Here is a 20,050-nt window from a genome sequence, read left to right as displayed (position 1 = left end):
AAAGCCCGCGCCACTGGGCTAAAGCGGGCCCCACGACACCAAGAGGGGCACGGCATGGCACGGCATCTGATCACATCGGCAATTCCCTATATCAACGGGATCAAGCATCTGGGTAATCTTGTGGGCAGCCAGTTGCCCGCCGACCTTTATGCACGCTACCTGCGTGGGCGCGGCCATGAAGTGATGTTCCTCTGCGCGACGGATGAGCACGGCACCCCCGCCGAGCTGGCGGCCAAGAAGGCCGGCAAACCCGTGGCACAATACTGCGCCGAGATGCACGGCGTGCAGGCCGAGATCGCCAAGGGCTTTCGCCTCAGCTTTGATCATTTCGGGCGCTCCTCCAGCAAGCAGAACCATGCCCTGACCCAGCATTTCGCGGGCCGACTCGCCGATCAGGGTCTGATCCGCGAAGTGACGGAAAGCCAGGTTTACTCCAAGGCCGATGGCCGTTTCCTGCCTGACCGCTATATCGAGGGCACCTGTCCCAACTGCGGCTATGACAAGGCACGCGGCGACCAGTGCGAGAATTGCACCAAGCAGCTGGACCCTACCGATCTGATCGATCCGCGCAGCGCCATTTCGGGCTCGACCGATCTGGAAGTGCGCGAGACCAAGCATCTGTATCTCATGCAGTCCGGTATGCGCGAACAGCTGAATGCCTGGATCGACGAGAAGACCGACTGGCCAATTCTAACCACCTCCATCGCGCGCAAATGGCTGAACGATGGCGACGGCCTTCAGGACCGGGGCATCACCCGCGATCTGGATTGGGGCATCCCGGTCAAGCGCGGCGACAAGGATTGGCCCGGCATGGAAGGCAAGGTCTTCTACGTGTGGTTCGACGCACCCATCGAATATATCGCCTGCGCCGGGGAATGGGCCGAGGCGCATGGCCTGAGTGATGACGCGTGGGAGCGGTGGTGGCGCACCGACAAGGGCGCCGATGACGTGCGTTATACCCAGTTCATGGGCAAGGACAACGTGCCCTTTCACACGCTCAGCTTTCCGGCCACCATTCTGGGCAGCGGCGAGCCGTGGAAGCTGGTCGATTACATCAAGTCGTTCAACTACCTCAACTACGATGGCGGGCAGTTCAGCACGTCCCAGGGCCGCGGCGTCTTCATGGATCAGGCGCTGGACATCCTGCCGCCCGATTACTGGCGCTGGTGGCTGCTGAGCCATGCGCCCGAATCGAGCGACGCGGAATTCACGTGGGAGAATTTCCAGGCTTCCGTGAACAAGGATCTGGCCGACGTCCTAGGCAATTTCGTCAGCCGCGTGACCAAGTTCTGCCGCTCGAAATTCGGCGAGACGGTGCCGGAGGCAGGCGCGTTTGGCCCCGAGGAAGAGGCGCTGATCCAGAACATCACCACCCGCGTGCGCGCCTATGAGCAGCACATGGAGGCGATGGAAGTCCGCAAATCCGCCGCCGAGCTGCGCGGGATCTGGGTGGCCGGCAACGAGTATCTGCAATCGGTCGCGCCCTGGACCACGTTCAAGACCGATCCCGACAAGGCGGCCGCGCAGATCCGCCTCGCGCTGAACCTCGTGCGCCTTTACGGCGTGCTGAGCGCACCCTTCGTGCCGGATGCCGCCGCCGACATGCTGAAGGCAATGCAGACCGAGGATGACAGCTGGCCCGACGATGTGCCTGCCGCGCTGGGCGTGCTGGAGCCGGGGCACGCGTTTACCGTGCCGGATGTGGCATTTGCCAAGATCACCGATGAGCAGCGCGAAGGCTGGCAGGTGCGGTTTTCGGGCGTGCGGGACTGATAAAAGCGCAACGATTGGCCGGGCAACCTGGGTGGATGAATAAAAAAGGGCGGGCCAATCGGGCCAAGCCCCTTACCAGATGTGTTGATGAGCCAGGCGAAACCTCTCCATAAAAGGGTCGAGACCACGTCATGCCCTCGCAGATTTCTGCGAGAGGGCCGCCTCTTCCAAACATCAGCCGAGCAGACGGTGGACGATTTGACTGTCAGACCACCGCTGCGACCAACACCCACAGAGCCATGACAATCACCACGGCTGAGCCCACCGAGAAGAAGGCGGCCCTTATCTCATGGTTCTGTGCTGTTGCGTACGCATAGGTGTGTGCGAGACGCGACAGCACGAAGGTGGCAAAAAGAAACACCGCCACCCAGAGGGGCGGCTGCGTGGTGACGAAGACAAGTCCAGCGGCCAGGAAGGCCGGAATGCTCTCGAGGTCGTTCCGCTGCATGCGGCGCGAGCGCTCGACATTCTCGTTCAGGTCCATCTGCTCGGGCCGGGGGTTCCGGTTGGCAACCGTGGCACGAAGATCTTCGGGATTGAGAAGGCCCGCATCGGTTTTCACCATCAGCGCCACGGTCATCCACCCCTGACCCATGAGCTTGAATATCATGATCGCGGCCGCAGCGGCGTAAGCTGCAAAGACCGGGTTCTCCATCGTGAGGGTAGAGGTCATATAAGGAATTCTCCTGCGGAGAGCTTCCGCAAGATCAGATTATCACGACCCGCGGCATGAGGTTGCGAAAAAAAATTTTTGCCGACCGTATAGCGGCCCGATCCACTGGCACGCGACAACCTCATCGAGTGCGATCTTCAACACATCCGGTAAGGGGCTTGCAATCGGGCCAAGCCCCTTACCGGATGTGATGAGGGTGGCGCGCTGTGTGCGGAGCCTCCTTAGGCAAAGCCGCAGTCAGCGAAAGTGACGTTGGCGTGTCAGACTCAGCCGTATTTGCGCAAGGCTTCCAGTTCGAGGTCCAACCTCAGCTGCTGGTCAGCGATCTCTTTCATCAACGATTTGCGAACAGCTTCATCTGTTTCAGATCGCAGCGCCTGCCGGAGCTCTGTGACTTTGCTTTTCAGATGCACAGCCAACGGCTTGGCCTGGTTCTCATTCATGAGACGATCAATCACCGCATCTTTGGGGTTGGAGAGAAACTCCAGCGGCTTTCCAGCCCCCGGAAGGTTCTTGAATTCGTCCGACCTGTCGGCGGCTTTGATCGCCATTTCAATTGCAGAGTTCAATGGATGTGACACGAACCAACGCCTCTCAATTGCCTGCCTGATATATAGTCCATTCATTCGGCTTTTGTTAGCCCGCTCTGACAGAACCCTCATGAGATACCGCTCCAACTGATGCTTCCATCAGCGACTTTGCCCTGCGGACCGGCATACGAAACCAAAATGCCCTCGCAGAAATTTGCGAGGGCATTTTTAGGTGAAAGCAACAATGCACTGGGTGCGTCGTATGGGCGTTTCAACACATCCGGTAAGGGGCGGGCCAATCGACCCGCCCTTTTCAAGTCGGAAAAGACTGAAAGCGCTTAAGCTTCGTCGTCCAGCTTCTCGATCTCTTTCTCCAGCTCGGCTTTCGTAACCTCTTTCTCGGTCACTTTGGCCTGCTCGGCAACGTAGTCGATGACCTTGTCTTCGAAGATCGGCGCGCGCATCTGCTGCTGCATCTGCTGGTTCTGCTGGATGAACTCGAAGAATTGACGCTCCTGGCCCGGATACTGACGGGCCTGCTCCATGATGGCCTGCGTCATTTCCTGATCGGTCACCTGGATCTCGGCGCGCTGGCCCAGCTCGGCCAGCAGGAGGCCCAGACGCACGCGGCGCTCGGCCAGCTTGTTGTGCTCGTCCGTGGTCTCGATCTCGGGGTGGTCGTGGCCCTTCACGTCAGGGTTGTCGTCATGCCACAGCTGATGCGCAATCTGCTTGGCTTCCTGCTCGACCATCGAAGGGGGCAGATCAAAGCTGACCATCTTGTCCAGCTCGTCCAGCATCGCGCGCTTCATCACCGCGCGGGCGGCGCTGCCATACTCCGCCTCAAGGCGCTCACGGATCTGGCCCTTGAGCGCATCCAGATCCTCGGACCCGAATTTCTTGGCCAGCTCGTCGTCGATCTCGGCATCCTTGGGGGCCTTCACGGCCTTGATCGTGCAGCTGAAGACGGCCTCTTTGCCGGCCAGATGCTCGGCCTGGTAATCCTCGGGGAAATTGACAGTGACGTCCTTTTCCTCATCGGCCTTGACGCCGACCAGCTGCTCTTCGAAACCGGGGATGAAGCTGTTGCTGCCCAGGACCAGAGGATAATCCTCGGCCGAGCCGCCCTCGAAGGCTTCGCCGTCGACCTTGCCGACGAAATCCATCGTGATCTGGTCGCCATCCTTAGCCTTGGCGCCTTTCTTGCGGTCCTCGAAATCCTGCGCGTTCGACGCGAGGTTCTTCAGCGCGTCGTCAACAGCGGCATCGTCGGGGACAACCTTCAGACGCTCCAGCTTGATCTTGCTCAGGTCCAGCTCGGGGATCTCGGGCAGCGCCTCGTAGGACATTTCGACCTCGACGTCGTCGCCCTCTTTCCAATCCTCGTTGGTCATCTTCATCGCCGGCTCGGCGGCGGGGCGCACGCCCTTTTCGGCGAAATGCGCCTTCATGGCGTCGTCAACGGCCTCTTGCATGGCCTCGCCCATCACGCGCTGGCCAAAGTTCTTCTTGAGCAGGGCCAGCGGCACCTTGCCCTTGCGAAAGCCCTTCATCTCGACGTCGGGCTGCGCTTCTTTCAGCTTGTCCATGACCTTAGCGTCCAGCTCCTGAGCGGTGAGGAGCATCGTATAGGCGCGCTTGAGGCCTTCGTTCTGGGTCTCGGTGACCTGCATTGTTCGTCCTTATCCATTGCATTCGGGCCGCGGAGGCGTCCGCGGCGGTCAAAATCAAGCGCTTTCTATGGGCGTGCGGCGTCGCGCGCAAGCAGAGTCTTCGGCTGGCCTAGCCCCGGCGCAACCGGTCCCGCGCGGCCTCGACGGCAACAAGGGCAAGGCCCGCGACAAGGCCCCAGAAGGCGGCGCCGATGCCCATTAGGGTGAGGCCAGAGGCGGTCGTGACGAATGTCACCGCGGCGGGCGCGGCATGGCGGCCCGAGGCCAGCGCGCCACTGAGCGATCCGATGAACGGCCCCAAGAGCGCCACCCCTGCGACGACGACAATCAGGGCGGGCGGAAAGCTGGCGAAAAGTAGGACCAGCGGCATCGCAACGACGGCGATAACAGCATAGCCCGCCGCATAGACTGGGCCGGTCAGCCAGCGTTTTCCCGGATCGGGATGCGCGTCAGGCCCTGTGCAGATCGACGCGGTGATTGCAGCAAGGTTGGTGCTGTGCGCACCGAAGTGCGCCGAGACCAGCGAGGCGATGCCCGTCACCGTCAGGATCGACCGGCCCGGCACCGGATAGCCCGAGGCGCGCAAGACGGCAAAGCCCGGCAGGTTCTGCGAGGCCATCGTAACAAGGTAGAGCGGGATGGCCACGCCCAGCACCGCGCCCGCATCCCATTCAGGCCAAATGAGCGCCATCGGCGGCAAACCACCCTGCCATACCGGCTGCGCCATGCCAAGGCCGATGGCAAGCGGCACGCCCAGCGTCAGCACGGCGAGCACCGCCCAGATCGGAGAAAACGCCCGCACGATGAAAAAGAGCGCGAGCAGAGGCAGGACCAAGCCTTCGGCCCCCGGTATCGCCAACCCCGCCTGCGCCACGAAGCTAAAAAGAACCCCCGCCAGCATCGCTGACGCAACCTCGCCGGGGATACGCGCCACCGCCCGCTCCAGCGCCGGGACGAGGCCGGTCGCGATCAGCATGAGCGCGGCGATGATGAAGGCTCCGGTGGCCACCTCCATTGACGTGGCGGTCACCCCCGCAAGTACGGCCGCACCGGGGGTGGACCACGCGGTGACAATCGGCAGTCGGTGCCGGATGCTGAGATACCCGCTTGTCGCCATCATCGACAGGCAGAGCACGGTAATCCACGTCGCCTTCTGCCCCTCGGTCGCGCCCAGCGCGTCTGCCGCCGACAGGATGATCGCGACCGATCCGCCAAAGCCGACAAGGACCGCCACGAGAGCCGAGATGATGACGGACATGCGCATGATGAAGCCCTCGCAATCGCTTTGCGGCCAAGGATTAGCGAATGACGTGCCCCCGTGGCAGGGCGGGGGCGTTTTTATGAAAAAACGCGCGCAGAGCCCGCTCCGTGGTGTTAGAAAATGCAAGCGTCCGCCGCGGATCGTATTCGTGAGAGGAAGGATGAAGCGGTATCTTGCGGCGCAAAACACTCTGCCATGCTTCACCATTGGTGCGGTCGAGAAGACTAGCCCGGCCAACCCAGAAAGCGCTACGCCTCTGTTTTTCAAGGGGTAATCAGATATGCTTTGCGCCCATGTGTCCCAAAACGTACTCCATTTGTGTCTCACAGAAACTCCGTGAAGTCTAGCGCCTCCGATGCACGGCCAAGGAAACCCTTTCAAGAAAGCCTCGGATGTATGGAGACATTGATGCCAACGGCGGGCCGAAGAACGTCAGGGGTCCCACTGCTTACAAAATACATGCGCCGCAACCGAAAGCGGCATGACATAGGCTCGACGAGCGGGTAAAAGATTTCACAGTGAAGTGAAGGTGATCGGCGGAGACTATCTTGTTTAAGAATTATTTGATTGGGGGCCTAGCTTGTCTTGTAGCAGCCTTGGTATTCGGCATTACCCCAGTACAGAGGGTAATGAACGAGATGGTGAATAAAGGCACCCTTAGGGGTGTCGAAAACTGTCTGTCATATTCAAAAAGTGAACTTCTTTCCGCCGAAGCCGTGAAGTCAACATGCGTAAGAAATTTCCAAAAGCGCCTCTACAACAATGACCATGCAACTGGTCTCGCTGGACCACAGTGGGATGAGCGCACTGTAAGCTGGGCCGGTGATCTTGAGAACAAGACATCCCACCATGTGACTACGTGGATACGAGTTTCAGTTGGCCTTTATGACGCAGACGGGAATAAAAATGAATTTTTGGCAGATACACCGATTTGGATAGATCCTCTGGACGAAGCGGAGTTTCGTGTTGAGTTAGGGGAACTCAAACCCGAGCAGATCGAGAACATTGAGTTCTGTGAGCTTGACGACTTGGCACCGACTGCGTGCATGACTTGGGGTGTCACCGACGTGATGGGTCTTTCTATTTAGGCCTATACCATTTCTCAAAACCATCGGTATCATCGAGACCGGGAGGGACTTCACTTACCGATGAGGCGGCCCGCCCAATCGCTGTGGCACGTTTAAGTTTGCCGCGGATGAACACCAGTTTTTTTGAAGGGGACGAGAATGGGCTTTTCCGATGTAACGCGCGAAGGCGTTATGCAGGCAATTCACGAATTCAAACAACTGGGGGAAGAACGATTTCTTGCCGAATACGGATTTGGGCCAGCAAAGAGCTACCACATTTTGTATGAAGGCACGAAGCTCCCTTCAAAGGCCATCTTCGGGGTGGCTCATGGCTACAGCGGAGAAGGCCTTCATCCGTTCAAATTCAGCGACTTCAGCGGTGGTGAGCAGCAGGTGGCTAAGCCTCTTCGTAAGCTTGGCTTCGAGGTCGTCGGCGGTCAATCTCGCAACCCAACTTGGACCCGAGACGAATTGATCCTTGCGCTGCGTTTGTATGTCGATTTTGAAGGAAACCCGCCCGGTAAAACCTCCAAGGAAATCCACGACCTGAGCGAAACGCTGAGCCAACTAGGCCGCAAGCTGGGCGTTATCGGTGATGATAACTACCGAAACGCTAACGGCGTTTACATGAAGATGATGAACTTTCGGCCCTTCGATGAGCGGTATCGGAGCCAAGGGAAATTAGGTCTGAAATCCGGGGGCAAAGCGGACGCTGAGGTGTGGAATGAATTTGCAAAAGACCCGGAGCGACTTACCAAGGCGGCAGATACCATTCTCGCATTGCTAAATGAGAAGGAGGGCTTGCTAACCACGGCGGATGGTTTCGATGAAGAAGATACCGAAGCGGCAGAAGGCAAACTGGTTACCAGAGTCCATCGCACTAGAGAGCGTGATACCTCAATTGTAAAAAGGAAGAAGGCCAAAGTCCTAACCAAAAATGGCCTGCTCGCTTGTGAAGCATGCGGCTTTGATTTCGCGGAGGTTTATGGGGAGCGTGGCGATGGTTTCATTGAATGTCATCATACAAAGCCGGTTTCCGAATTGAAGCCAGACGAAAAAACTAAGATCTCTGATTTAGCGTTGTTATGTGCCAACTGCCATCGAATGGTTCATGCGAGACGACCTTGGTTGAATCTGGATGAACTGAGATTCACGTTGAAGGCAAACAACTGATGTTTAGCTTTTTCGCATGTGATATGTTCGCGCCCGCTGGTCGATGGAGGGACTCTATCATTTCACCGTAAGACCCCGATGCCTGGAATTGCCTGCGGTTCGCGCATCTATTGGAACGACAGTCTCCGGTTCTTGATACTTTTGGACGCTTTCTCGCGAGCAACATGCTTTTCTCTTGAAGCGAGCGTAGGCTGGGATAATAAGCAAGAAAAGCGTAAGAACGAGGAAGTCGGAGTGCAGGAAGAGCGAAACACCCATTACACAATCCAATCAACAGTTTCCAAGAATGTTGAGTTCAATTGGGTGCTGGAGTTCACCGTACGCTGCACAGAGCATGACGCCCACAATAACGCTGTCGGTAACGGCAAGATCGTAGCAGAATTGAACGGTTTCGTTTGCGACCCCGGCTATCTGCCCGGCACCGAAGGGTATGACGCTACGTTCGATGTCTTTGATTCACGTTCAGGCCATGCTGCGGAGGCGTTTGACGTCATCGCCGACAATCTGAAACTCATCGATACAAGACTCGGGCAAGCTGATTTCAATTTGGAATGCACCGGAATCGTTGTGTTGGAGAGAGGATTTGTATCACCTGAGCACCGAGGAAGCCGCTTGCTTCTTAGGCTCATGCGCGAGGTGAGACATATAATGAGTACGCCTGTTAGAATGGCGATCTTGAAATCCCACCCCGACGGTGATCACTCAAGCGATGAGGACTGCAGGAAACTCGCAAGATATTATGCTTCCGACTCAGACCTGTCCTTGATCGAGTTAGATTCGAAGAATCTGGTGGGATGGATGGTCGCAGATTGGTCCGAACCTGCGGTACTTGGTGCGGATAGTTCAGTTTGGAGCTTTCGTGAAGTGACCGCTTTTCCTGCTGAAGCGTGAACAGCGCTGCGGAAATAATGGACCAGTTCCCTCGCTGCAGAAGTCTTTGACAGGATTGCCGGATGGTGCCAGATCGCCCCAGTATCGGCATGAGAGCGATCTCGCGCGGAGAAGCCCTTCAGTTTCATCGAAAAGATCTGGCAGCCAAAGATTTATAGATAATCACGCCCCCGCTGATGGGGGCCAGTATTGTGATTGATGGAGGCGTCACTCATCGAGAGTCTGCCCCAGATCTAACCCAGTCTACTAAACCCAGAAAACAAGAGGAAAGCATGCTCGATACCGAAACTTATATGCCAGTCAACCGCAACAAGCTCGTTGACGTTGCCACAGAATTGGCAGCCAGAATAAAAACATTTGCGTCGTCCGAAGCGGTCGAGGAGGAGTTTACGGTGAATCTTGGATGCGATGCCAAGAACAACGCACTCTACAACCTTATGGACAACTTGATACGCGCAACACATGCCGCCGAAGAGGGTTTACGAACGGCGCTCGAAGCCGTTGCTTCTGCCGTGGACAGCATTGAGGAAGCCGATAAGTGCCAACACACTTTGATGGAACTTACACGCCATCCAGACGAAAGGATGGACCCACCGAAGTCGACTGCTGCCTTCTAGGTGCATCGCGGCCATTCGGGATTGGCCATGCTTTGATATAAAAGGTCCTGAATTCCTACTAGACCTTGGGTGTGCGGGAACCCTTCGCGCGCCCAAGAGTGCTTCCCATAGGAATTGTATTGACATATTGGGAATGATTTCTGGCTAAGTCTTTAAGGCTAAATTGGAGGAATGCTCATGCTTGTCGGTTACGCTCGCACATCCACACTCGATCAGAAGGCTGGTCTTGAAATCGATCGTCTATCGCATCATAAACGACAGCGAAGAGAAGGTTAAGCCAGCATTGACTTGATCCAGTTCAGGCCGGTGATGCTGAGCAAACGTCTATTCGTTGTGTCAGTTTACTAACGTATCAGCGGCTAGGGGGAGCAAAGCATTGCAGTGACGTCGCGTTCTAACTAGGCTTTCAACCATTTCTCAACATCATCCAGCATTGCGTTGAAAGCCGGTCGGAACTCTGCGTTTATTTCTCCTTTTGTATTGAATATGCCGTGCTCAAGAGCTTCACCGCGACATTTATCACGAATATCATTCGCCGGAATTATCCAAGTCTTTACATCAGGATTACTCTTAAAGAGTTCAGCGACGCGCTCGGCTTCGTCTACCACGTTTCCATCGTAAATGGCAGCAGCGCGAATTCCCAGATCTGTTGCTAGCACAAGCCATTTGGCAATCCAACGGTCACCGCCCGAGCCGTATCCGAATAGAGGTAAAGGTTCACGGTTCTCGGCTCTGAGGTAATTCTCAATAAAAAGCACGTCTTCCTGACCCTCACAGAAAACTACGCGACTGCGGAAGAAGACCTCTTTCGCTAGAACATCAAAGTTCTTACGGTTGCGAATATCACCTTCGACAGCAGGCATAACATCTTTGATCGCGGCATCGGAAAGACTAGTCACTGTGGCGCTTCCATCCGTTCCTATTCCCACTCGGAATAAACGCGCGCCGCGACTGAGATGCTCCCAGTTGACCATGTAAGGCGAGTGGGTAGCGATGATTATCTGACGATCTTCAGCAAGTTCGCTAAGCAACTTGTAAAGTGATTTCTGAGCTTCTGGATGAAGGGAGAGTTCTGGCTCATCTAAAATCACTACATCGCCGGGCTTCGACGAAAAGAGCGTATAAGTCATGCGGAATACACTTGAAAAACCTTCACCAAGAAGGCTCAGTGCGTGCACGTTCCCTGATGGGCTTTTGTATTCAATATAGTCTTGGTCCAAAAATCTATTGACACCCCAATCAACGACGTCAGGCATCACTCGGATGAGTATTTTATCAAACTCAGGCTTTTGACCATCTCGGATAATTGTCGACAAGATTAGGCCTAGTTGTGCTTCCTGATTTCGCTGAAGGTTGAAGAGCTGATCTTCCATCTGTTGTTTGCTTTGCTTGGCGGCCCGATTGAACCGGTCCGACCAAGAGCGCCGAGACGGTAAAAACTGAACTCGACTACGCAATTGATTCCTGCGGTTTTCGGATTGTGCGGCGTCCTTTCCTTCGATAATTTTAACGAAAAAGCCCGCAGTTCTTTCTTCGCAAAACACACTTTCGTCGCCTTGATCAAAGTGAACATCAAGCTTGACGATTGGTGCATGGTCCCCCACGCGCGACATGCTGTCATGTATAAAGTCTTGTGATTGGTGAAAAAGTTCTTTCATTACAGTCAGGGCAGTTGACTTGCCCGAGTTGTTCTGGCCGACAATAACGTTCAGTCCGATGCAACCGTCGTCCGGTATGGCAAAATCCAGCGTTTGAGGCTCTGCGTAGGCTCTATAGAAGCCTAAGGTGAAACGCTTGAACATAGGCTTTCTCCAGTGCTTTTTTTGTGCGCAAGGTTCTGCGTAGTAGCATCGCTGCCGCAGTCATTGCCTCACAGTTGCAAAGCCTCGTTTAAAAGGAAAGAACGAAGGACAGCGGTCTAGCCTCAAGATCAAGGGCATAACGGAAGCATTGGATGCCGCCTCTCCTTAGACAACCCGACAGCGGTATTTACCTGATCAGAAATCCTTGTTTGTGTTCTGAAATTGAATGAAGTGAACTCGCAACGGTTCTTGGGCAACGTGGTGGTTGACTAGTAAACCATCCATCCCAGCGTAAGACTTGTCATTTAACTGGCGAGACAGGCAGACCTTGCTGGTTTTTGGATCAATGCTCCAGAGCATGTCATCAAACATGGCATGCAGATCGCGGCGCAAAAGTAGACCGTTGTCGGTCTGATCTCGAACCGAATTACCATTGTGAGGAAGAACGTGCGCTGCCTCTAAGGCCTGTGGAACTGAACAGCGGGTCAAGGCACATCGTCCGCCATACGCTTCGAAAAGCGCAGCTCGGAACTGTCCCTGTCCCGGTCGCGCCTTTTGGAAGCTCAAGCGGCGGTCGGAAAGGTCTTGTAAAATTTCCCTTTTGTTCTCTTTGATGTATTTGCCCCACTCTGTTTCGTACGGCTGCTTAAATTCTGCGGGAAAAGTGCCGTGCCGTTCAGCGAGCGCCACGAAATCTGGGTAGTCGTCGTCTTCAATAAGAAAGACGAGATGATGACGATAGGTCCGGAGGTAGTCGATCAATCGGCTACCCGTTGGTTCGGTGCCGAGGACCTTAAAACCGAATGGTCGGTCTAGGCGCTCCACGTTATTAAGTTGCAGCGCAACTTCGCCTTCGGAGATTTGCGACCTTCCTGCTTTTGCTTTGGCCGTCAGCCCCCATCCTTTGCCAAAGTTTTCGTCTTCATGGGTCCATATCCAAAGCTCATCGCCCTCGCTAATGGTTGGTGCCTCTTGGCGGGAGCCGGGCCGCGCAAGAACGGGAGAATTGGCTTCTAGCAATACTTCACCGCCTTCCCAATCGGTACTGCCTGCAGGGCGGCTAATCTGCTGGGGGCACCGCTTTTCACCGTTGATCTTGATGAGATACCGATTCACGTGCCGACCTCCTCTTCAACAACGTCAAGGTGGCGCTTGTTGCTCATATCCCCGGGCAGCCTCCGGGCCATATCGAGGATTGCTAGCTTGGTCTCCTCTAGGACGCGATCTAGACGGCGCTGTGCGACGAAGGGCCCGATCACGTTGCCATACTCGGACTTCTTGAAGTCGCCGCGGAGGAGTTCTGAGATGGACCAGACGAGCGACCCCAGCGACTCAATTTCTGCAGTGCTCATTGTGTTTTTTGACTTCCCTGCGAGTTGTTCCGGGCAGGATTGCGCAAATCATCTATGGGTTGCAACCTCCGTGGCCTTGTTGAGCGCGCTTGTCGGTGAACCTCATTTCATTTCACCACAAAAATCTAAGGCCCAGAGATAGATAAGACAACACGCGCATTCCCCCGTGGGGGAGCCAATGTCAAATATTCGCTTGAACGCACACCAACCCTCAAGCGCTCACAAGGGTATACGCTGACGTTACATGGCGCAGAGAGGCTGATGGCGTCACATTAGGGTTGACCGTAGGTATAAATGACAGTAACGAAAATGTAGACACGTTTTCGTTACACCTCGGAGAACCCGCAATGACCGAAGCCACAGCTAACCTAGTGACCTTGAAGCAAACCGTTGAAGCCCGTGGAGGTGCCCTTGTCGGTTACGCGAGGGTGTCCTCTGCGGGCCAATCTCTTGAGGTTCAGACCGCAGCGTTGGAAAACGCAGGCGTGGCCAAGCGGCACCTGTATGCCGAGAAAGCCAGCGGGACGAAGCGCGAAGGACGGGAACAATTGGCGCATCTTCTGCGCGGCCTTCGCAAAGGGGATTGCGTGGTCATCACACGGCTGGACCGTCTGGCCCGCTCCACGCAAGACTTGCTGACCATCGCCAGCCAAATCGAAGAGATGGGAGCCGACCTGACTGCCCTCGAACAGCCCATCAACACCGCATCGCCTGAGGGACGGCTTTTCTTCACGATGTTGTCGGCGTTTGGGGAGTTCGAAACAGAGATCAGGAAGGAACGTCAACGGGAGGGTATCGCCGCAGCCAAGGCGAAAGGCGCGGCCAGCCCTTACAAGGGACGCCCTCCCAGCATTGATGCGGAGAAGGTGACCAAGCTCCGCGACGAAGGCGTAGGGCCAGCAGAAATCGCCAGACGGCTGGGCATAAGTAGACAGTCGGTATATCGCATCTCGCGGCAGGCAGATGCGAACTAGAACAAATAAAGAACATTTACCCCCATACTAGATGTAAGAAACCCTGAGCGGTCACAACCGGCAGTCTGTAACGGGCGCTGCCGACGCTGGCTAGACGATGACGGGCGTATTCCATCGCAACAGATGATGTTGACTTCATGGTTCTCTCCTTGGTGCCCGCCTCGGTGACCTTCGGGTTGCCGAGGCGGGTTCTTTTTGGCGCACGCCTTCGGGGGGGTGGTGACAGTGGTTTTCGTAACTTCACACATCATTGCCCAGTAATCCGCCCTCCGCACATGTAATGTATCCCTCTAGGTGCTACGGCTTCGCCTTCGCGAACAAGAAGCCGAACCTTAAAGGTGAACCCTCAGATTGCCCCAGCTAGGCTGGTTGCCCCTGAGATCGCCTCTCACAGGTGAAGACCCATTGCCGCTGGTCGCGGCGAAGACCAAGCCCCTAAGTCAACTTAGCGGGCATGTTCAGTCTTCATCTCCTCCTTGGGTCTCCAAGGACAAAGTCACCGTGTGAACGCTGCACATGAACGCGCCCCTGATAGCGACCCTGAGTTCCTCAGGTGAGCGTCAGGCCAGCCTTCACCTGCACCTCTAATGAGGAGGTCCGTCTTCGACGGTCACGACCTCCAGCCTTCGCAGCACCCCATCACCATCGAAAGGAATCCGTTATGTTCGACGCCGTCGATCCAATTGTCATGCCCGAGGATAGCGCCGCAGACTGCCCCGGATGCAATGCCGCCTTCATTCCCAACCGGTCCAACCAGAGATATTGCTCCCCCGAATGCCAACGCTGCACCTCAAGGAACGCCTCAAGGGGAAGCCGTAGCGACGAGAACAGGACACGCTCTTGGCGACACTATGACCGTGCCCACCGCCTGACCGAGATGATCTACACGCCAGCCCCGCAAGAACGCCTTGGGGTGATGAAGCACATTCTGGGGTTCATCCCGAATGATGCCGGTCTCAGAAATATCCTGACCGACCGCAAGTTGCACATGACGCCGCCCCGAGCGGACAACCGGATGAACATCGCCAAGGCCGCTAACGCCTACACCCAGAAGTTCTTCGGCCTTTCCATCCGGCGATACATCAAGGCGGTTCGCGAGGGAGAGGAGCCGGAAGGCATCCCGCCGCGTCCCTGACCGCCCACCCCCAGAGATCACCTTAACGCGCCCCTGTCGGTTCACCGGCGGGGGCTTTTTCATGCCCGAAAGGCAGACACCATGACCACCAACACCATCCGCATCGACCTCGACGCAGTCCGGGTCTACCGCAGCAAGAACGAGTATCGGACAAAACCCAGGGCGAGGTCTTCGCTTGGCCATGAGATCACCGGCGATGGCCCTATAGTCTGGAAGCTGGCAGCCGTTCTGCGTGCTGAAAACCCCCAGTTTGAGGGCCTGTTAAAGGTCTACCGAGGGGACACCCTCTGCTTCATCCCAACACCCCTTAAAACGGCCTTCCTTGCAGCGCCGCAGCCAAAACAAACTCGGAGGAAATCCCAATGACCAAGCTATACACCCGCCCCGCCAAGACTAAGGCCACCGCCTTGGGGGAGCGCAACCGCGCCCGCTGGACCCGCCACCTCCGCAAGAGGCTCTTCACGGTTGTCCCGACCATCGAACTCATGGCCGCAGAGGAAGCCTCGACTTTGGACGCAATCCGGCGACAGACGAAAGCGCCGCGACACTGGCCTTGGGCTGACCGCCCGCGCTGGGCATCTATCCAAATCCGCATCGACCAGATGGCCATCATCGAGATGCTCCAAGCGCGGCACCTCATGGCCACCGGCAAGGAAATCTCTCGGTCCGAGGTTCTGGCTGCCCTCATGGCCGAGGGTCTCGACCGCATCATCAACCACGCAGACTTCGGCGGCTGTCCAGCCGACGCTGACACCCCCATCAACTAATCACCAGACAACACAAGGAAACATCACCATGTCCGGATGGATCAACGCCAATGGCGAAGAAGAGAACGCGATTACAAATCTACACAACCCTGACCTGCCCACCTCAGCGCCCTCAGAACCGCGCTTCGTCGGCGGGTGGGTCGATTGGTTAACAATCGCCGGCTGCTTGGACCCATCGGAAATTTCCCGCCAGTCGAGGCAGAAGAGAACTTCTATGCACAGCGCGACGTGCTCGATATGGTCGCGTGAAATGAAGCTGTAGGTCTCCGACGAAACCGGGGCGTTTCATACAGAGACAACGTCTGGCTGGATGGAAGGCATGAAGAAGCTGTGGCGAGACGATCAGCCAGACGACGATCTGAGCCTTGAACGAAATATACAGTCCAGTGAGTAGCCCCGCTGGGAAATTTCGCATAGCCTCACTTCACCCGCTTCACGCCCCGGGCCAACCGCGGTAAACACTCTCATGGTTATTCCAGCCCTGATCTTGGTCCTGTCTCTCGCGGGCGTCGCCGTGGCGCTTCTGCTGCCCGAGTATGGCGATCTCCTACTGCTGGCTGGCCCCTGTGCCGTCGCGGCGCTGATACTGTGGCTGCGCGCGGCCTTTACCCGCAAGAGGCACAAACCGAACTGGATTCTGATCGACGGGTCGAACGTCATGCACTGGAAGGACAACAGCCCGCAGATCGAGACGCTGCGCGAGGTGATCGCCCATCTCAGGGTCCAACGTCACACCCCCGCCGTCATCTTCGACGCCAACGTGGGCTACTTGCTGACGGGCAAATATCAGGACGACTACGTCATGGCCAAGAGCCTCGGCCTGCCCGAGGATCGTGTGCTAGTCGTGCCCAAGGGGACGATTGCCGATAGCTACCTCCTGACCGTCGCGCGCGATTACAACGCGCCGATCGTCACCAATGACCGCTACCGCGACTGGGCGGACGATTACCCTGAAATCGCCGAACAGGGTCGGCTCATCCGGGGCGGCTATCGCAACCGCGCGCTCTGGCTCGAAGGTATGGAGGCGCCGGCCCCTGCCTGATGGTCGCGGCATGGCGTGAGGTCGCCGAGAGGCGCGATAGCGGGACGCCGGAAGAGCAACCCAAAGGGCGGATGCTGAGGCCTGACCAGATCGCTTGAGGTGCAGCGGCTGGGGCGCACCGCCAAGGAAATCGCTGCCGAGATTGGCGAGGGACTGATCGCGGTGAAAAAAAGCTGGCCCACGGTGAGTTCATGCCGTGGGTCGAGGCGAACTGCTCTTTCAAGGACCGAGCAGCGAACAACTACATGAAGATCGCCAAGACCAAAATCGCATAGCCATGCGAATTTGCCCGGTGCGATAGCATCGCTGACGTGCTGGCCCTCGGGAAACCCAAGCCGGAACCCAAGCCGGTCCACCGCACGGCAACCCTAGACGACCTCCGCAAGGTGGAACGTCTGCGGGCCATGAGGGATGACCCCGGTGCCACTGAGGAGAAACTACGAGGCCACAGCGCAAGCCTTCTGCATAGCTTCATAGGCCACCCTCAACCTAGCCTCCTCGCCTCCATATACGCGGTCCCCAACGCCACCGAGAGAATGACCAAGGATGCGATTTTCATCGCGCTGATCGACGCCCGCAGTTACCAAGCGGTCCTTCATGTTGTGGCGCAGGGAGTAGACGACATGGCGGGGGTTGGTGGTCACGGCCCGCAGGTGCTTCATGAGAGCCTGAGAGACAGCGTCTGGGCCAGCCTCCCGGGCATATCGCGCGAACAACATGTGGGAACCCTCTCGGGGTAGCTTCATGGCTTCCCTCATGGCCTCCAAGGCATCACCCACAAGGGGCACCGCCCGGATGCTGGTCTTGGTCTTCACGCTTCGGTCTTCATGCCACCTGACCCAAATGTGAGGATACGGGTGGTCTATGAACACGTCTTCGACGCGAAGGCCGACCACCTCAGCGCCTCGGCATCCGGTCCCCTCCAAGATGCGCCAGATAAGACCAAGCTCAGGACGCCGCAGCTTCCCGGTCATGCGGACCCTCATGGTGGCTAGGACGGGTTCCGGAAGAGGGTCGCGAAGTTCCCATTCGCTTTCCGGGGCCTTGTCCGGAGCGTCTACGGTAAGACCCTCAAACGGGTTCTTGGCGACCTTTTCGAGATCGAACTCCTTGATTGCCAAGTTCGTCATGGTCGAGATCATGTCGAGTTCCCTTCGGATGGTCCGAGGGGCTAACAGCTTGCCCTTCTTGCCCAGCGCCGGGACAGTCTGCATATGGTCTCTCAGCTTACGCCCGTGAGCAGACCGAAGGCCCGCTATCGGCAGCTTGCCGAGTGGCCCGAGTGCAGCCTCTATGCGCTTGCAGACCCTTTCCAAGCGGTTCCTCTGGTTGCGACCGGGGTTCGCTCCGAGCTTCTCCTGCTCATACATGCGCTTGGCGTCCAACATGGTGACAGGGGGTTCCTCGGCATCTGGCGTCATCACGGCCTTAACCAAGATTGGGCCAGCGCCCCGGCGATGCAGGTCATCCGCCAAGACTTCTTGCCTATCATCATCGCTCAGGTCGCCAACTATCGCGTCCCTCATCGCGGTGACCTCAGCAACGGCTTCACGCCAATGCTCAAGCGGAGAGAGCGTGCCCTGCCCCGCTGCCTTGCGCATAGCCTTCGCGGCGATCTTCTCGTATTCGGCTAGGAGGGCTTCCTGTTCGGCGACCAATGCGGCACCTTCACGGGCCTTCATGGGCACCTGAAAAAATCCTTCGCCCAAGACCTCAGCAACGGCCTTTTTGAATCGCCGCCTGAACCGCTTGCGGCCTCCGGGCAGGTCATCAACGTATTTGAGCTTCATCATCACCACCATCGCAAGTATCCCATATGTGTCCCGGTTTGTGTCTCGGGATGGGCGCAAAGTGCCTGATATACTTGAAAAACAGGCCCCTCAAGGGGGTGATTTGGTGCGGTCGAGAAGACTCGAACTTCCACGGGTTTTACCCCACAGCGACCTCAACGCTGCGCGTCTACCATTCCGCCACGACCGCACTGTCATGGTGTGCCACGGCGTTTAGCGACTCTGGATCGCTTTGTGAAGAACAAATTCTGTTGATGACAAATCTGTCTGGATCACGTGCAACGCGCGCTTTTCCTGCGGTCAGGGGCGGTGTATCAACCGCCTCATGGTGGAATGGAAAATATCGCCCGGCCTGACCGGCTATGACGAGGCCCTGGCCGAGATGGAGGCTCGTGTGGCGGGGATCGCCGGCGGCACGGCGCCCGAGCTGGTCTGGCTGCTGGAACACCCGCCCCTTTACACCTCCGGCACCTCCGCCCGCCCCGAGGATCTGATCGATCCCACGCGATTCCCGGTGCATGACGCGCGGCGCGGCGGGCAGTATACCTATCACGGCCCCGGTCAACGGGTGGTCTATGTCATGCTCGATGTCGGCAAGCGGGGGCGCGACGTACGCGCCTTTGTCCGCCAGCTCGAGGCGTGGGTGATCGCGGTGCTGGACGAATTCAACGTGACCGGCGAATTGCGCGAGGGCCGTGTCGGTGTCTGGGTCTCCCGGCAGGACAAACCGTTGGGACCGGATGGCGCCCCTCCCGAAGAGAAGATTGCCGCGATCGGCGTGCGCCTGCGCAAGTGGGTCAGCTTTCACGGCATCTCGATCAATGTCGAGCCGGACCTCGAGCATTTCAGCGGCATCGTGCCTTGTGGCATCGCCCAGCACGGAGTTACGAGCCTCGTCGATCTGGGCCTGCCGGTCACGATGGAGGATGTCGACGTCGCACTTCGACGCCGTTTTGACGATGTTTTCCAAGGCTGATCGGGCGTCTACCGGCTCAGCCAGCAAGGCATCCGTTTGAAAACAGAACGGCCCGCAACCTTTGGGGGGTTGCGGGCCTCAACGCTTTGTCGTGCAAGCCGCCGTTCAGAAGGGACGGGACCGGCGGTTGCGCGAGCAGGCAGCGTTATTCGGCTTTGGCGGTCGGGTGCATGGCGTCCTTGACCATCAGGTCATCGCCGCCTTTGCAGTGCTCGACGATCGATGCGGCATAGGCTTCGTCATCGCCCATTGCCTCATCGCGCGCGCCTTCGCGGCCAGCATCGTCGTTCTGGGTGCCATCATCGTTTGCCTGCTCGGTGGCGACGCCAGCTTCCGTGGAATCTTCGCCCGTTGCCGCATCGCGCGCGCCTTCGCGGCCCATTTCCGAACGTGCCGACAGCTGATCGTCCGCGCTCATGGCATTGTACTCACCACACGTCATGTCGTGGTCACCGTGGCTTGCGGCAAATGCGCCGGTCGACATTGCGGTGGTCAGGGCAAGTGCGGCGGCGGCGGTGCTCAGTTTACGAAAGTTTGTCATTTCAATCTCCTAT

20 protein-coding genes and 1 tRNA gene are annotated in these 20,050 nt (G+C 57.3%); 11 read left to right on the top strand and 10 right to left on the bottom strand.

Annotated features, from left to right (window positions below; translation table 11 throughout):
- Window positions 1-54 precede the first annotated feature (54 nt).
- Window positions 55-1,773 (top strand): methionine--tRNA ligase, encoded by a 1,719-nt coding sequence (metG, locus tag ACEWPL_RS04440; RefSeq protein ID WP_393933620.1) that lies wholly within the window; start codon window positions 55-57, stop codon window positions 1,771-1,773.
- 205 nt (window positions 1,774-1,978) lie between these two features.
- Here the strand turns inward: metG and ACEWPL_RS04435 are convergent, their stop codons facing one another.
- The 4 genes from ACEWPL_RS04435 to ACEWPL_RS04420 all read right to left on the bottom strand — a co-directional run bounded on the left by ACEWPL_RS04435 (window position 1,979) and on the right by ACEWPL_RS04420 (window position 5,913).
- On the bottom strand, window positions 1,979-2,446 hold the full coding sequence (locus ACEWPL_RS04435; protein ID WP_393933618.1) for an MAPEG family protein: 468 nt from the start codon (window positions 2,444-2,446) through the stop codon (window positions 1,979-1,981).
- A gap of 266 nt (window positions 2,447-2,712) precedes the next feature.
- Window positions 2,713-3,027, bottom strand: coding sequence for a DnaJ family domain-containing protein (locus tag ACEWPL_RS04430; RefSeq protein ID WP_393933616.1), 315 nt, complete (start codon window positions 3,025-3,027; stop codon window positions 2,713-2,715).
- Between the two features lie 287 nt (window positions 3,028-3,314).
- Window positions 3,315-4,649 carry a trigger factor gene (tig, locus tag ACEWPL_RS04425; protein ID WP_393933614.1) on the bottom strand — a complete coding sequence of 445 codons (1,335 nt, stop codon included), beginning with the start codon at window positions 4,647-4,649 and terminating at the stop codon, window positions 3,315-3,317.
- A gap of 109 nt (window positions 4,650-4,758) precedes the next feature.
- Window positions 4,759-5,913, bottom strand: a complete 1,155-nt coding sequence (locus ACEWPL_RS04420) for a benzoate/H(+) symporter BenE family transporter (RefSeq protein WP_393933612.1) — start codon at window positions 5,911-5,913, stop codon at window positions 4,759-4,761.
- A 545-nt stretch (window positions 5,914-6,458) separates the two neighbouring features.
- Between ACEWPL_RS04420 and ACEWPL_RS04415 the strand changes: the two genes are divergently transcribed.
- From ACEWPL_RS04415 to ACEWPL_RS04400, 4 genes are all read left to right on the top strand, one after another.
- A complete protein-coding gene (locus ACEWPL_RS04415; protein WP_393933610.1) occupies window positions 6,459-6,998 on the top strand; it encodes a hypothetical protein in 540 nt (179 codons plus the stop codon).
- 138 nt (window positions 6,999-7,136) lie between these two features.
- Window positions 7,137-8,150 (top strand): HNH endonuclease, encoded by a 1,014-nt coding sequence (locus tag ACEWPL_RS04410; RefSeq protein WP_393933608.1) that lies wholly within the window; start codon window positions 7,137-7,139, stop codon window positions 8,148-8,150.
- Between the two features lie 78 nt (window positions 8,151-8,228).
- Window positions 8,229-9,041 carry a hypothetical protein gene (locus ACEWPL_RS04405; protein WP_393933606.1) on the top strand — a complete coding sequence of 271 codons (813 nt, stop codon included), beginning with the start codon at window positions 8,229-8,231 and terminating at the stop codon, window positions 9,039-9,041.
- A 272-nt stretch (window positions 9,042-9,313) separates the two neighbouring features.
- A complete protein-coding gene (locus ACEWPL_RS04400; protein WP_393933604.1) occupies window positions 9,314-9,658 on the top strand; it encodes a hypothetical protein in 345 nt (114 codons plus the stop codon).
- 398 nt (window positions 9,659-10,056) lie between these two features.
- Here the strand turns inward: ACEWPL_RS04400 and ACEWPL_RS04395 are convergent, their stop codons facing one another.
- From ACEWPL_RS04395 to ACEWPL_RS04385, 3 genes are all read right to left on the bottom strand, one after another.
- Complete coding sequence (locus tag ACEWPL_RS04395) at window positions 10,057-11,460, bottom strand: ATP-dependent nuclease (protein WP_393933602.1); 1,404 nt, start codon at window positions 11,458-11,460, stop codon at window positions 10,057-10,059.
- Between the two features lie 195 nt (window positions 11,461-11,655).
- Window positions 11,656-12,576, bottom strand: coding sequence for an HNH endonuclease (locus ACEWPL_RS04390; RefSeq protein ID WP_393933600.1), 921 nt, complete (start codon window positions 12,574-12,576; stop codon window positions 11,656-11,658).
- Window positions 12,573-12,812 carry a type I restriction-modification system subunit M N-terminal domain-containing protein gene (locus tag ACEWPL_RS04385; protein ID WP_393933598.1) on the bottom strand — a complete coding sequence of 80 codons (240 nt, stop codon included), beginning with the start codon at window positions 12,810-12,812 and terminating at the stop codon, window positions 12,573-12,575. Before ACEWPL_RS04385 ends, ACEWPL_RS04390 begins: the two co-directional genes overlap by 4 nt.
- A gap of 347 nt (window positions 12,813-13,159) precedes the next feature.
- Here ACEWPL_RS04385 and ACEWPL_RS04380 point away from each other — a divergent pair, with 347 nt between their 5' ends.
- The 5 genes from ACEWPL_RS04380 (at window position 13,160) to ACEWPL_RS04360 (ending at window position 16,730) form a co-directional block, all read left to right on the top strand.
- Entirely contained in the window at window positions 13,160-13,786 is a 627-nt protein-coding gene (locus ACEWPL_RS04380; protein WP_393933596.1) for a recombinase family protein, read from the top strand.
- Between the two features lie 661 nt (window positions 13,787-14,447).
- Entirely contained in the window at window positions 14,448-14,921 is a 474-nt protein-coding gene (locus ACEWPL_RS04375; protein WP_393933594.1) for a recombination protein NinG, read from the top strand.
- 81 nt (window positions 14,922-15,002) lie between these two features.
- The gene (locus ACEWPL_RS04370) at window positions 15,003-15,287 is read left to right on the top strand and encodes a hypothetical protein (protein ID WP_393933592.1); all 285 of its coding nucleotides are present in this window, start codon (window positions 15,003-15,005) and stop codon (window positions 15,285-15,287) included.
- Window positions 15,284-15,688 carry a hypothetical protein gene (locus ACEWPL_RS04365; protein WP_393933590.1) on the top strand — a complete coding sequence of 135 codons (405 nt, stop codon included), beginning with the start codon at window positions 15,284-15,286 and terminating at the stop codon, window positions 15,686-15,688. Before ACEWPL_RS04370 ends, ACEWPL_RS04365 begins: the two co-directional genes overlap by 4 nt.
- A 466-nt stretch (window positions 15,689-16,154) precedes the next feature.
- On the top strand, window positions 16,155-16,730 hold the full coding sequence (locus ACEWPL_RS04360) for an NYN domain-containing protein (protein ID WP_393933588.1): 576 nt from the start codon (window positions 16,155-16,157) through the stop codon (window positions 16,728-16,730).
- A 437-nt stretch (window positions 16,731-17,167) separates the two neighbouring features.
- Here the strand turns inward: ACEWPL_RS04360 and ACEWPL_RS04355 are convergent, their stop codons facing one another.
- Both ACEWPL_RS04355 and ACEWPL_RS04350 read right to left on the bottom strand, forming a co-directional pair.
- Window positions 17,168-18,532: a tyrosine-type recombinase/integrase gene (locus ACEWPL_RS04355; protein ID WP_393933586.1), complete on the bottom strand. Its 1,365-nt coding sequence runs from the start codon at window positions 18,530-18,532 to the stop codon at window positions 17,168-17,170.
- 92 nt (window positions 18,533-18,624) lie between these two features.
- Window positions 18,625-18,710, bottom strand: a tRNA-Leu gene (locus tag ACEWPL_RS04350).
- A 135-nt stretch (window positions 18,711-18,845) separates the two neighbouring features.
- On the opposite strand from ACEWPL_RS04350, the gene lipB reads away from it, so the two are divergent.
- Complete coding sequence (gene lipB / locus ACEWPL_RS04345; RefSeq protein ID WP_393933584.1) at window positions 18,846-19,496, top strand: lipoyl(octanoyl) transferase LipB; 651 nt, start codon at window positions 18,846-18,848, stop codon at window positions 19,494-19,496.
- Between the two features lie 145 nt (window positions 19,497-19,641).
- Here the strand turns inward: lipB and ACEWPL_RS04340 are convergent, their stop codons facing one another.
- Complete coding sequence (locus ACEWPL_RS04340) at window positions 19,642-20,037, bottom strand: hypothetical protein (protein WP_393933582.1); 396 nt, start codon at window positions 20,035-20,037, stop codon at window positions 19,642-19,644.
- Window positions 20,038-20,050: the final 13 nt, after the last annotated feature.

Origin of the sequence: Roseovarius roseus, assembly GCF_043355935.2 — a bacterium.
GTDB classification, from domain to species: Bacteria; Pseudomonadota; Alphaproteobacteria; order Rhodobacterales; family Rhodobacteraceae; genus Roseovarius; species Roseovarius roseus.
This window is presented reverse-complemented; position numbering and strand designations above follow the sequence as displayed.